5 protein-coding genes are annotated in these 15,136 nt (G+C 30.9%); all 5 read right to left on the reverse strand.

From position 1 onward, the window contains the following. Positions 1 to 237 precede the first annotated feature (237 nt). On the reverse strand, positions 238 to 825 hold the full coding sequence (locus AC4FQX_RS05905; protein ID WP_491166755.1) for an OmpH/Skp family outer membrane protein: 588 nt from the start codon (positions 823 to 825) through the stop codon (positions 238 to 240). Between the two features lie 173 nt (positions 826 to 998). After that, a complete protein-coding gene (locus AC4FQX_RS05910) occupies positions 999 to 5,378 on the reverse strand; it encodes a type I polyketide synthase (RefSeq protein WP_491166756.1) in 4,380 nt (1,459 codons plus the stop codon). 39 nt (positions 5,379 to 5,417) lie between these two features. Next, positions 5,418 to 12,215 (reverse strand): SDR family NAD(P)-dependent oxidoreductase, encoded by a 6,798-nt coding sequence (locus AC4FQX_RS05915; RefSeq protein ID WP_491166757.1) that lies wholly within the window; start codon positions 12,213 to 12,215, stop codon positions 5,418 to 5,420. 1,553 nt (positions 12,216 to 13,768) lie between these two features. Beyond that, on the reverse strand, positions 13,769 to 14,623 hold the full coding sequence (locus AC4FQX_RS05920) for a class I SAM-dependent methyltransferase (protein ID WP_491166758.1): 855 nt from the start codon (positions 14,621 to 14,623) through the stop codon (positions 13,769 to 13,771). After that, the gene (locus AC4FQX_RS05925; protein WP_491166759.1) at positions 14,623 to 15,135 is read right to left on the reverse strand and encodes a hypothetical protein; all 513 of its coding nucleotides are present in this window, start codon (positions 15,133 to 15,135) and stop codon (positions 14,623 to 14,625) included. Before AC4FQX_RS05925 ends, AC4FQX_RS05920 begins: the two co-directional genes overlap by 1 nt. Between the last annotated feature and the right edge of the window lies 1 nt (position 15,136).

Below are 15,136 nucleotides of genomic sequence, written 5' to 3' on the forward strand. Positions count from 1 at the left end.
GGTTGTTGGTTGTTGGTTGTTGGTTGTTGGTTGTTGGTTGTTGGTTGTTGGTTGTTGGTTGTTGGTTGTTGGTTGTTAATTACCGGATATTAATGGTTTGTTACTGAATACTAATTTACTGAATACTGATTACTGATATACTGATTACTAATATACTGAAAACTAAATATACTGAATACTGATGGAAACAAAAATGCCTCCGAATCGGGAGGCATTTTTTATAATATATACAATAAACTATTTCTTCTCTTCTACTGGAGTAGCAGGAGTAATAGTTGGCGTTTCTGTTTTTGAACCTGATTTGTATTTATCATTAAGTGCTTTAACGATTTCTTCTGTAATATTATACTCGTCTTTTGCATACAAAATATTAGCAGATTCACCGGTACCATAGATATAAGAATACCCTTTTTGTTTACCGTAATCTTTAATAAATGATTTTACACTACTTACTAAACTATCCATTTCAACACCACTTTCTTGTTGTAACGTTTGCATTAAAGACTGTTGCTTGTATTGTAATTCCTGTTCTCTTCTTTGTAATTCAGTTCCTCTTTGTTGTGCCCACGCCTGACCTTTTGATTGTGCATTCTTTTGAAAATCAGCAACGTCAGCCTGAAATTTTGCTACTTGAGACTGTAATTCTTTACCCATTTCGTCAGATTTAGTTTTATACTTATTTTCTAAATCTTTTGCTTTAGTATATTCTTTTAAAAGCTTAGCTGTATCGATATAAGCAGTTTTAGATTCTGTTACAGTAGCATTATCTTTATTACATGATAACATTGCAAAAGCAAGTCCGATAACTAAAAATGATTTTTTCATTTGATAAATTGAGTTTTTAATTTTTGGTAAAAATATAAAATTATTACTTGTTTATGTCTTTTTTTTAGAAGACTTAAAAAATAGGAATAAAGCCTGTTTATTAAAATAATAAAACAGGCTCTAAAAATTCTAACTTTTATAAGTATCACAAATTAGGTATCTCATAATAGTATTTAATTTGTCCATCCTACAATATGGTTGGAATCATACTTAATAGTCTTAATTTCAGTATCTGCTATAAATAAACTTTCATTCTCTATACGTTCAACTTCATATTTTTTAGGATTTCCTTTTAATCCGATACCTGTCATTTTACTATACGCTTCTTTAGCAACCCAAAAACGGGTACTCCATTCTGCTGCATCTTTGTCTTTTAACAGATTCAATTCTTTTTCTGTAAAGGATAACTTCCAAAAACTATCATCTCTATCTTCGATTATTTCAATATCTATACCTACGGGTTTGTGAGACGCTATGGCTACTGATTTTAATCCTTTGTGAGACAATGAAACTTCTACCTCATCTAATTTGTCTAATCCATACACACTCGGTTTTCCGTTAGAATCATGATCAATAAAAATTTCAATTGGAAAAATATAATCTTCGTCTTCTTTTCTGATAAAAGTTCTAACTGCATCTTTAAGGACTACACGACTAATCAGGAACTCCTTTTGATGTTCTGGAGACAATGTTTCTAAATACTGTTTTTCCGAATAATTCAGATATCTTTTATTTAAAAATAGTGAAGTAACTATTTTATTATTAGAATCATCATGAAAAAAATATATATTTGGTGCTATTTCTGTAGCCATTTTGTATTTATTCGGTTTTAAGATTATATTCCACATTGTTTTATCCAATTCAAATCGCTGACCTATCCATCCTTTTGCTACAGCCCAAAGTTTCCCGTCGCGTTTTAATACAACATCTCCTTTTTCAAAAATGTCTGAAAGACTTTTTATAATAGTGGTCTGATCAAATATCCCTTCTTGATCGTACATATCCTGATAAAAACAAATTTCTTTAACTCTTACAGGGAAAGATATTGTATTTTTTGTTTCTGTTAAATGTAAAAACAAACCTAATGACTGACCAATATTATCTAATAAAGAGCCTGTTCCTTCCATCTTCTTTACATCGCATAATATACCTCTTTCTGCCACCTTCTTCATACATACATTTGATTGATAGGCTGGTCCGTGGAAGGCATATTTATCGTATACTTCTTCTCTTGTAGGCGTAGGCATAATTTGCTCTCCAATGTCAATACTTCCTTGATATTCTTCCGGAGGAGAAGGGTATTCATCAGCAAATGTAACTTCAACTGTAGCATATCCTTTTATTTCCATAACGACCGTATCTTCTGTTTTCCATGTACCGATAAGCTTTTCATCAAAAGGTTTTTCGACAGACATCCATTTCATAACCATTGCGGGTCCTATTTTCACTATTTTCCTTGAGGGAACCTGACGATGGGCTATTTCTGCAAATAATTCTAACGTCATTGTCATGGGTATAATTGGATTTAAATCCTCTTTGTATTTACAGTTTTCAGGCTGTCCTATTACTGAATGATCTAATAAATAAAGATGATCTTCTAATTTGATATAGAATTGTTCTTCAAATGTGGTTCCTTTTCTTTTTAAAAGAACATTTTGTTCTTGCTTCTTTACTACAACTTCTGTGTTAGTCGCTAAAGACCCCTTTTCTCTAAATAATTTAGTCATTTCGTTCTGAACGGACACCATATCCCTTAAACTTTTATTCATATCTAAAAAATTTCCGTTCATTGCCTGAACTAATGAATTCTCATTATCTCTGACTGACATAATAGATAGCGTTCCTGAATTACAATATTTTTTTACGGCTTCTTTTAGCAAAGGAAATTCTTTAACAATTGAAGATGCTGATGGTAATGTATAGATATTTTTTACTAATTGATTTTCTATTTTAATACCTAAAGCATTTAAAAAATTATAATCGGGTTCTTTTCCATTGATAAACAACAAAGCCAGTACTCTCCTAATTTGTTCAATTCCGGAACGTGTATCACTTGATGAGGAAATCGCTGCATAGTTCTCCCCGTTAAGAATATCATCAACAAACTCGGTCAATCCACCTGCTCCTATCTGAATAAAGATACGTCCACTTTCTTTTTCATATAATTTTTTTACTAAATCATTAAAATAGAGTGGTTTTGTAATGTTATCTATCACTAATTGTTTAAATCCTTCTTTGTCATTTGGATAAAGGTCTAATGAATTAGCAGACCATATAGGAATATTATTTTCTAACATTTCAATATACTCAAAGGATTCATGAATAGAATCTAATGTGTTTTCAAGAAATGGGGTATGAAACCCTGATTTAAAAGGTAATATTCGATAAGTAATCATCCTTTGTTCCAGATGCTCTGCTAAAATATCTCTGGTTTCTGTTGTTCCACATAATAGTACATTATTTGGACAACAATCAATGGCAAGATAAAGTTGATCGATACTATCACAGAATGATTTTATATTTTCATAACTTGTAAATACAGAAATAAAATAGGTGTCTTTTATATATTCTCCTCTGTCCCTGTCTATGTCTATGAATTCCCTCATTCGAAGGATTGAAGCGTCTGTAATAAGTCCGGCAGCTCTAACAGCATACCACTCACCTATACTGAAACCGGCATACATATCAGGAGATACTCCTAACTCTTTTAATGCAACATCATTTAACAGAGAACTATAAAATTGTTTTATTGCTCTGGTTTCCTGTTCTAAAGCTCTGGTGTCTGATTTAGTGCTTTTATTAAATTCTTCATCTATTTGTTGGTAATCTACTTTGGGGAAATTTAAAAATTCACTAATTGAATCTGTTTCTAATTTTGCATCCGGATTAAATCCCGGAAATAAAAACACAACTTTTCCTCCTTTACTTAGTAATGGATCATTTGAAAACCAAATATCCTTAATTCCTCTACAGCTTTTATCTTGTCTGACAATAGATTTAGCTAAATTTATTGTTTCGTCTGTAGGATTAAAAATTATCAAACGGTAATCTCCTTCTGAAATTGTAAAATCATTGGTTTCTATTTTTTGAATCATCTCTTCTTTGGAGGCTGCTGCAAAAACCAGTGTTTTATCTGTATTCAAACTATTTTCAGCAATAGTTTTTTTTTGATTCTCACCTTCATACGCTACCAGAATAGCATGGGAGTTTATTCCTCCAAATCCAAAAGCATTTACTCCGGCAATAAGCGGATATTTACTTTTATCCCAATCAATCAATTCTTGTGCGGGTCGAAATCGAGATTTAAACATCGCTTCCAGAGGCTTTTCACAATGTAATGTAGGCGGGATTTTTCTATGATACAGGGACAAAGCGGTTTTAATTAGTCCTATCATTCCTGCTGCAGGCATAGTATGACCAATATTAGATTTAACGGAGCCTAAAAATGCTCTTGAACAGGAATCATCTCCAAAAAATTCAGTCAGGGTAGAAATTTCTGTTTTATCTCCTATGGGAGTAGCTGTACCATGTGTTTCTATATAACCGATATTTTTAGGATCCATTCCTGCATTTTTCCAGGCCAAATCTAATGCTCTTTTTTGTCCTTGAACGGAAGTTACCATTACATGTGATCCTCCTCCGTCACTACAAACACCTGTACCTTTTATAACGGCATATATTCTGTCGTCATCGGCAATTGCTTTATCTAATGTTTTCAAGACAACCATACCACCACCTTGTCCAATTAACAAACCGTCTGCATCTTCACTAAAAGGTGAAATTTTCTGTTTTCTGGATAAAGCACCCATCATATTAAAAGCACTCCAAAACATAGGACTCTGCCCTGAATGCATCCCTCCTGCAATAGCAATATCACATTCTCCGCTTCTCAATAAATTAATAGAGTGATCTACTGCCAGTAATCCACTTGCACAAGCAGCATCTACGGTATAGGCAGGTCCTTGTAAATCAAACTTATTAGCAACCATTGATGCCACCAAATTAGGCATAGTACCAATAGCGGTATCAGACTGATACCGTCCCAACTGAGCTTGATATTCTTTTTTTATTTTTTGTATTTCCTCTTCCGGTACATCTGGAAGTGCATTTCTTATCAATTGGGATATTTGTGCGGCTGTTCTAATAATTTCGGCAGAACGCAGGGCTATTAACCCTGCAAAATTACCTTTTCCTATAATGACAGATCCTTTCTTTAATGATATATTCTTTTGAAAAACCTGAGCATCAAATAAGGCTCGTTCAACACCTCCTAATGTAAATAAATGTTCGGGGTCCATTCCTTCTGCGGCAATGGGTAAAATACCATATCGTAAAGGGTCTATTTTGACTGTATTTGTAAATCCTCCTCTTCGGCAATAAAACTTATCAATAGATCCATCCGGATTATCAAAATAGGAATGATCTATTACATCGTTAGGTGCATCGATTATTGAATCTACTCCATTGGATAAATTATGCCAAAACTCATTTATATCGTTAGCTCCTGGGCAAAATATAGACATCCCAACTATAGCAATATCTGGTTTTTTCATCTGTTTATACGTATGTTTTTATTATTTGTAGACTCATTATTAATTCTTTATAAGTTGGAGAAAGTTTTGAATACCTGATTCTTCACCACCCATAACTAATACAGATGCTTCTTTTCCATATTTTAACTCATCAACAAAATATTTACCTCCTTCTTTCAACGGAATCATAGCTACTCCTCTTTTGTTAAATTCATTTTCAAGTGAATCTGAAACCATTCCGGCGCCTTTCCATGGTCCCCAGTTAAAAGATAATACTCTTAAATCATCTCTTTTCTGATTAAGTACTAAGGAAGTTAAATCAAATACACTATTAGCAGCTGCATAATCCGCTTGTCCTTTATTACCAAAAGCAGAAGATACACTACTGAAAAGAACCAGAAGCTTAAGGTCGGGAAGTAATTTATCAATAATAACTTGTAATGAATCTGCTTTTGTAGAATAAACCGACTCAAATGATTTCCATGTTTTTTGGTCAAATAACTTATCTTCCAGTATTCCTGCAGCATGTATTACTCCGTCTATTTTACCATGTGTGCTGTTTACTTCCTGAATCCAGGATTCAAAGTCTTCAGTATTTTGAATATCAATTGATTTATAGATTACTTTTCCTCCTGTAGATTCTATTTTAGCTATAGATTCGGCAATTTGGTTCGATTTGAAAATGACCTGTGTTTTTTGTTCAATTTCTGAAGGTTTTTTCATTTCTTCAATACTAATCAGGTACTTACGAATTTCATCTTTTGTTTTTAGCAAACTATATTTACCTTCCTCATCTGCAATTTGAGAAGAACGTCCTGCTAAAATATAATTACATGGATATTCACTTGCCAATTGTGAAACAAGTTCCGGCGTGATTCCCTGCGCACCTCCTAATACCAGAATAACACTTTCTTTATCTAAATCTAATGTTGACATTTCCTGGTTATGCTGAATATCCAATTTTTCTAATCTGGCTTCAAAATGTAAACGTTCTGCATCTCTGTAAATAATCTCAGGTAAAAGTTCTTTTACAGATAATTCATCTGATACTATTTTTGGCAAAGTATCCATTGTAAATTCAGTATGAGATTTTACAATTCTAAAATTAATATCAGAATATTCATGCGCCAGCGTTTTAATTAATCCCGGAAATCCTTCTATATCGTTTAATTTCTCTATGCCTTCATTGTTTAAAATATGACCTATAACATCACTAAATATATAAATCGATTTGAATTGTTTCATATTGGCACTTTTCATCAAATGAAACAAATCTTTCATTGTATAACTATTGGAAGAAGAAGAAATGTTTAAAAGAATTAATCCGTCATATTCTGCTAAATCATCTGTCCCGGAAATAATAGTAACAATAGATCCTTTTGATTCTAATTCTTTTTTTATAGCTATTGAATACTCTCCTCCGTCATCAGTTATTGCTAAACGTTGTCCTTCAATAGAAATAACTTTTTCCAGGTTAACAGAGTGTGGAACAAGATCTAAACACATTCTTGATAATTCGACAACCTGACTAGATTTTGCATCATTTTTTACAGTCACTTTACTTTCTGCTTTTTCTTCTTTGACAGACTCAGAATCTCCTATTTCTTTAATCCACTGAGTAAGAGAATTAAGGGTTTTAATAGAAGCCATTTTTTCAAATAATTCTTCTGATATATCTATATCTAATGAGAAGTTCATCTTTTCTTTTAATCCGGCTATAATCTCCATACGTTTAATAGAATCTATACTTAAATCTGCTTCTAAATCAAGTTCCATTCCCAACATATCGATAGGATAACCAGTTTTATCACTTACAATACTTAAAATAATTGCGGATATATCTTCTGGAGATAAAGAGGCTACATCTGGAAGGTTTGATGATGATAATGATGCTGTTGTTTCTTCTACGGATTGTACCTCCTGAATATCAAGAATTTCAGATTTTTGAACAGCGGGTATAATCCTATTTTGCATTGGAATTCTGGGTGCTATCTCAAATTGTCCAAGGTAACCTAACATTACATCCCGTTCATTTTGAATTAACTCTTGTTGATTTTGAATCAATAGTTTCATGTTATCAAAATATTCTAACATGATTCTTTCTGTGTCTACACTACCGTTATTCGTAATTTTATTATTCATATTTTTAATTAAAATTATAGGATTTAGTATTGGTAAGGCTCCGTCTTTAGGCAATTCTCCTACTACAGGAACAGCATTATGCCCATTGATATGCCAGATCGTTGCACTTTTTTTATATTTTTCAGGAGTATCAATAGCAATCAGGGAAACATTCCTTTCTTCAAATAATTTTTTGAAATTTATAGTTCTTCCTGTAGCAACATATTTTGCTATTGCATGCAGTATAAAGCTGATTCCGTCAGGTATTGTTCCCTCAGTTTGTATAGCTGTTATTTCAGTTCCTAAAGTTGTTTTTACAAGATTAGCTAAAACACTTCCCGGTCCTGTTTCAATAAATATTCGGGCACCATCGGCATACATATTTTCGACTTGTTTCTTAAATAATACCGGTTGTATAAGCTGTTCTGCTAAACGTTCTTTTATTTCTGTAGTATTGTCAGGATAAACGATTGCTGTAGTATTTGACCATACCTGTATTTTTGGTGTATGAAAAACAATATCTTTTAATGTGTTTGCATAGAGTTCTTTTGCTTTATGAAGTAAAGGGCTATGAAAAGCACATGCTACATTTAGTTCTTTACAAGCAATGCCTCTTTCATTCATCTTCTCTAAAAAAGAAACTATTCCAACGGATGTTCCTGCCAGAACTATTTGTTTTGCCGAATTGAAATTTACAGCCCAAACTTCTGTTTCATCCTTAAGCAATTCTTTCAGATCATCTTCTGAAACATTACTTATAGCAACCATTTTACCTTTATCGTTTTCTATTGCCTCTAGTATAGATAGTGCTCTGCTATGGCTCAGAGAAGTTAAATTTTCTGGAGAAAAAACGCCTGAAAAACATAAAGCAACTACTTCTCCATAACTATGACCTGCAACCATATCCGGAACAATATCAAGTGAACGCAGAAAATCAGCTATAGCAAAATCTACCATTCCTAATAATGGTTGAGCATTACGCGTATCCGTAATTGCTTCTTTTTGTCTATTTTTTGATTCTTCATCAAAGACAGCTTCCGGAAAAATGATTTTTTGGTATTCATTATTCTGATGCAATAAATATCTCATGGATGGAAATCCAACAAACAGATCTCTAGCCATATTAACCCGTTGGCTGCCTTGTCCTGAAAATAAAAAGGCAACTTTACCTTCTTTCTTATCAGTATAATAAATTCCTGTTTCATTTTTACCTAATAAAACAAGGTCTAATTTCGTTTTTAGCTGTTCGATGTTTTGAACAACTATAGAAACATAAACCTCTTTAGTACTGTAAACAGCCAAAGTATAAGCAATATCTTTTAATGAAATGGCATCATTAATCTCTAATAAATCTTTTACTTTTTTAATCTGTTCATTAGCTTCATCTATAGAACTTCCCCTGAAAATTAATAACTCAGAAGGCAATGCTTCTAAACCTGTCGTTTGAGGAATGACCGCCTTATAGTTTTCAATTACCGCATGAAAATTAGTACCTCCAAATCCAAAAGCACTAATTCCGGCAATTCGTTTTTCAGCATTCCATAAACTTGCTTTTGCATTGAATAAAAACGGACTTGTTTTAGAGTCATATATACCAAGAGGTTTATCTAAATGGATAGTAGCAGGAAGAACTCCATGATATACTGAAAGAGCTGCTTTTATAATTCCTGCTAATCCTGCAGCACATTTTGTGTGACCTATTTGTGTTTTAACAGAACCCAGATATGTCTGACGAACTATTGCTCCAGACTCTAAAAATAAATCTGTTAAAGCCGCAAGTTCAGCTCTGTCCCCGACGGATGTTCCTGTTCCATGAGCTTCAATTAAACCTACATCTAAAGGCGTAACTCCTGCATTTTGATAAGCTCTTTCTAATGCTTTAAACTGCCCTTTGCGACTGGGAGCTGTCATTCCTAAATTTTTACCATCGCTGCTCCCCCCTATACCTTTAATCACAGCATATATTTTGTTTCCATCACGTTCTGCATCATCTAATCTTTTAAGTACAAGTACTCCAATACCTTCACCAAGTGCTATACCATCTGAATCTGAATCAAAAGTGGCACAATATCCTTTTTTAGATAAAGCATACGTACTACCAAACATTAAAAAATCATTGAGTCCATTATGAAAATCAGCTCCTCCTAAAACCACCATATCCGAACGATTAGTTACTAATTCCTGACAACCAATATCTAAGGCAGCAATAGATGAAGCACAAGCTGCATCCACTGAAAAATTGCGTCCGCCTAAATTTAAACGGTTTGTAATTCTTCCGGCAATAACATTTGAAAGCACACCGGCAAATGAATGTGAATTGAAACGAGGCAATGCTTCTTTCACATTATCCGGTAATTCACCAAATAATTGTTTTATTCCTGATCTAAGATTATAAGATGTTGCCAGTTCAGTAGCACCTTGAGCACCAAAAATTACTGAAGTATAATCACTTTCTATTTCTGAAAGATCCGAATAACCGGCATCCTCTAATGCCCGTTTAGCAACTAAAAGACTTAATAATTGTACAGGTTCAATAGACGCTATTGATTGTGGAGTCATACCAAATTCCAACGGATCAAAATCTATATCAGGTATAAATCCACCCCATTTTGAGACAATGTCATCAGAATCCTGAGATTCTGGTTTATAGAATAAATTCTTATTCCATCTTGAATCAGGAACTTCTGAAATACAATCCTTATTTAATAAAATATTTCTCCAGTATTCATCCAGATTTTTTGCACCAGGAAAAACGCATTCCATACCTACAATAGCTATATCTATAGGTTTTACAGAAGACACCGGTTTTGGTAAATTATTAAGTTTATCTATTAATTCATTCGAATCAACTGCAACTTCCATATGAAGTTTATCTAAAGTAGTGACTTTATTCTTTAATGCAGTTACTGCACCTGCTTGAAAACAACCTTTATTTAATTGTCCTTCTACACCTATTTGAACTAATTTATCCTCTTGTCTTTCAATACCTTTTGCAGCAATTCTTAATCGACCGACATTCAAACTCTCCAGCTTCATTAATACTTCTGTAGTATCTAATCCGAGAGATAATAATCGTTCTTTTTCTTCTGCAAAATATTGGGTAAAAGGAGATTTTAAAGAACGTGTTACTTGTCCGGGCGCAGACTCTAATAGTACCGTTCCTTTTTGTTCCAATAATTGCTTCTGATATTCTTCCTGTATTGATCGGGTTTTTATAGCCTCTTCAGTATATAAATAAGACGTTCCCATCAAAACGCCAATCTTAACTCCTTTTGCAGCTAATGAAACACTCATTATGGATACAAAAGCAGAAGAAATAGCATCATGAATTCCACCTGCAAAAAAGACACTTTGTGAACATTTATCTTCTTCTAGTAATCTGACAATTTGTTTTTCCCAAAGAACTAAACTTGAAAGTGGTCCCACATGACCTCCACTTTCACGACCTTCAAATATAAAATTTTCACATCCTTCTTTCAAAAATACATCCAATAAAGAAGTAGAAGGAACATGTAAGAATACTTTTATACCCTCTTTTTCAAAAGGTTTTGCTAATCTCGGACTTCCTCCGGCAATTAATACTATCGGTGGTTTTACTTTTAATATATATTCTGTCTGTACTTCACGCAATTTAGAAGGAACAAATCCAAGTATACCAATACCCCAGGATTTATTTTCCAGAAGCTTAGAAGTTTCATTCAGAAGATCTTCAGCAGATTTACCTAACATAACACTTAAAGCAAAAAAAGGTAATGCTCCAGAATCAGCTACATTATTTATAAATTCAGGAACATCACTAACCCGAGCCATAGGACCCTGAGCAATTGGATACTTAATACCCAAATCTTTTGCTAAGCTACTTTCCGGCGAAATTACATGCAGTTTCTTAGCCTGCAACAAATGTCCATAAACCGTTTCGTAAAAATAATTTACCAGATTACTTATTTTTTTATACCTCTCCACTAAATCTATTGCCAATGCAATATCCTGTCCCATAGGGAGATAATTTTCAGATAAGTCATAACCATCTAAATAAGGTAATAAATCAGCATACTTTGCATTATGAGGTAAATCAGGAGAATTTTTTCGGCGTAATACTCTAAAATCATCAATTACAACCGTCTCACTTCCACTAAGTTTCCTGCAGGTATCTTTGACTATTTTAGGTACGCTACACTCAGAAAATAATACTACCTGAGAGTCAAAAATAATACCCTTAGCTCCTAACCCAAGAAATGCAGATGAAGAATGAAGACCGGCACCTCCCTGTATAAATATATTCGTATCACAATTAGGATATTTTTTTATTATTCCCTGAAAAAGAATAAAAGAAGATTCTTTAGCAACTTTACCTGCTCCTTCATTACCTTTTATAACAATTGAATATAATTTATTTTTTATAATATGTTCAGCTTCTTCAAAAGAATGTACCTGATATAAAATTTCTATATTTTTTTTGCTCAAAGATTCATTATTAGAAATATCTATTCCAAAAGGCAACAAAACTTTTGTTACATTCTCTGGAAAAATTAAATCTTTCATCGTCTCAGAAGTAATACATACTCCAAAAAACTGATCGGTCTTCGAACTAAGATTTACTAATTCTTTTTTTGCTAATTCTATATCTCTGCCTAGATGAAGTATAGGAAAAGCCCCTGCTTTAATAGTTTCTAAAGCTAATTTTACATCTGTCCTTTCTAAAGGAGAAAGGATTAATAATTCTTTTTTTTGTTTCATGCGCTTAATAAATTATATAATTATTGAAATATCATTTCTTTATAAAAATCAATACTTCTCTAATATTCTATTACTATAAAGACTATAAGGGTCTTTTATTCTTATTATTAAAAAGAAAATAGATGATTTTTAATTAAAATAGCATGTTAATAAATATAGAATATCTATAGAAATTACCAATATTTATAAAAAGAAAATAACTGTTTTTGTAATTACAATTACCTGAAAAAGAAGTAAATAAATACTCAATTTAAAATTATAAAAGTCTATTTAACTAAATTTTATCTATGTATATATCTTAATTTAGATAAAAATAAACTTAGAATATCTAGAAAACGCTAAAATAGTAGTAATTATTTAAAAACAAAATAATAGTATAAAAAATAATATAATATATTACTTTTATTATATTATTTACAATAATTAGAGAGTTTTATTGATATTTTATCTATAAATATTATACTATTTTATTTTATTTTTAATTATAGAAATACAAAAAAGTTCTTGTTAAACGATTATCATATAATCAAAATTATCATAAAAAATCAAGTAAGTTATCTGTTTTCTTATACTGCAAATCAGGTTAAAATGTAGTATAAAATATAATTTTAATATTTAAAAATATAGATATAAAATATAGATAAAAGGATACTACTAAAAGTAAAATAAAGATTTCACATATTTTAAAATGTATGAGATCTCATTTTCTTCTTAATAAGAATAAATTATTAAAATTCTATTTTTAATAGTTAATTACTATAAAAACAAGTCCTTTTAATTTCATTTTAAAAGGACTTTTATTTTATTTGATGGAATTATATATTCAGATCTATAAAAGACGTTTAAAGCGCTTTATTTTAAGTTTTACTGTTATTTATTGTATAGATGAAAGGAAATAATATTTATTTTCTAATTAAAATACATCCAATAGCAAAAATTTAAATTTTTATGTAATAAAATTTATTTCAAATTATAATAGATTTACGATCACTTTACTTTTATTATTTTTATAAAAACAAAAATCCCACAGATTATAAAACCTGCAGGATTAAATTTTATCCATCTATAATACATAATTACTGTTACTATAAACTCATTTAATTACACTTTAAAATACTTCTCTTTTCTTTAATAAACTTTATATTTTTAATATACAACAAGCTTTAAAAAAATATTTAGTTTTAATAATACTATTTAGTTTATTTTTTATACGACCTTCTGAATCTACAGTACTTAACAAACTTCGTTCCACGTGAAACGTTTTATTTATTTATTTATATTTTTAAAATACTGTTCTAATAAAAATAGTATTAAATTAATATTATCCTAAAAAAATATAAATGACTATTTTTATAAAAAAACAAAAATCTCACAGGTTTTAAAAACCTGTGAGATTACATTCTGTCTATCATAATAAAATTTTATAATAATACTATTATCAATAGCTAATTACTATAAAAACAGGGTCTTTTAGATCCTTTTTAAAGGAGTTTTTTCTTTCTTTTATATCTATTTATATTAATACATACAAAAGTCTTTTAAAACGCTTTATTTTAAGTTTTACTGTTATTTATCACGTAAATATGGGAAGAATACTCTTTATTTCTCTTTGCCTTTCGATTTGAGGTCCATCCAATATAAAAAGCTTTATAATAATTCATTTTTCCTGTTTTATATTTTTCAGAAAGTAAACTCACATAAAATGAATCCCACTTCATAGGAAGTACTTTTATCACATTTAAACTTTCTCTAGAAAAAAGAACTTTAATTGCTTTTTTAGAAAAATGCCATAGATGTCTGGGTACGTCAAAAGCTGCCCAGAATTTTCCATAATAATCAGCATCAAAAGAATTAAAATTAGGAACAGCAATAATAATTGTTCCGGAAGGTTTTAGTATTCTTTTTAATTCTGTTATCTGCTCTTCTAAATTAGGAATATGTTCCAGAACATGCCACATCGTAATCACATCAAAAGAATGATCTTCCAGTTCTTTTATAGAGGAAACAAAATGAACTCCTTTATCAATTGCAATTTGTTTTGCTTTTTCACTGGGTTCAATTCCAATTGTATTCCAGTTATTCTTTTTTGCTAAAACCAGAAAATCACCTGTTCCTGCTCCAATATCTAAAAGCCTACCCTGCTTAGGTTGTTCCTTATTTATTAATTTCAGTTTGTTTTTTAAAGCTATATTTTTAACAAAATGATATGCTTTTTCAAATAAAGATCTTTTTCCATCTGTATGAGAAATATAATCTTCGCTTTCATAATAACGAGGCAGATCTTTTTCTTCTGGTTTTGGAGTAGTAATTAATAAATCAATTTGTTCATCAATACACAATTCAAAAGTTTCACCAGATACAGAATAATCTTTTACTGTAATAAAATGTTTAGTTTTAGAAATATCCATTAGTAATTATAATATTCGTCTTTTAATTTTTTTAAATAATTTATGACTATATTCTGATAAAGAGAATCATCTGCCAGGCAATCTTCGTTATAAGCATCAATAACAGATATTGCAATAAATTCACTTTGTCCTTCTATTCGTACTGTATCTGGTTCAATATTTTTTAAACTGAAAGCAGATAAATCAAAATATTTTTCTGTTTCATTTTTATCATACACCATGATAAAAAATTTAGTTCCTTCTATAGTTACCCAAAACTCTCTGGTCTTATAATTATCAAATTTATATTTTTCATTTAAAAACTGTTCAATAGAAAGATTCTTTAGATTGTTTTCAAAAAGAAATGCAGTAAGATTTTCACGTCCTATTACATTCTTACCATTTGAAGGAATCAAAATATAATCTGAAATAACAGTTGTTACTCTACTTATTCCACAACCATAAATAACAAAAAAAAGAAACAATATAGTTATTGTTCCTTTTATACTGTGCTTTCGCAAACTTCGTTCCACG

The sequence above is a fragment of the Flavobacterium sp. AK-301 genome (assembly GCF_058310215.1).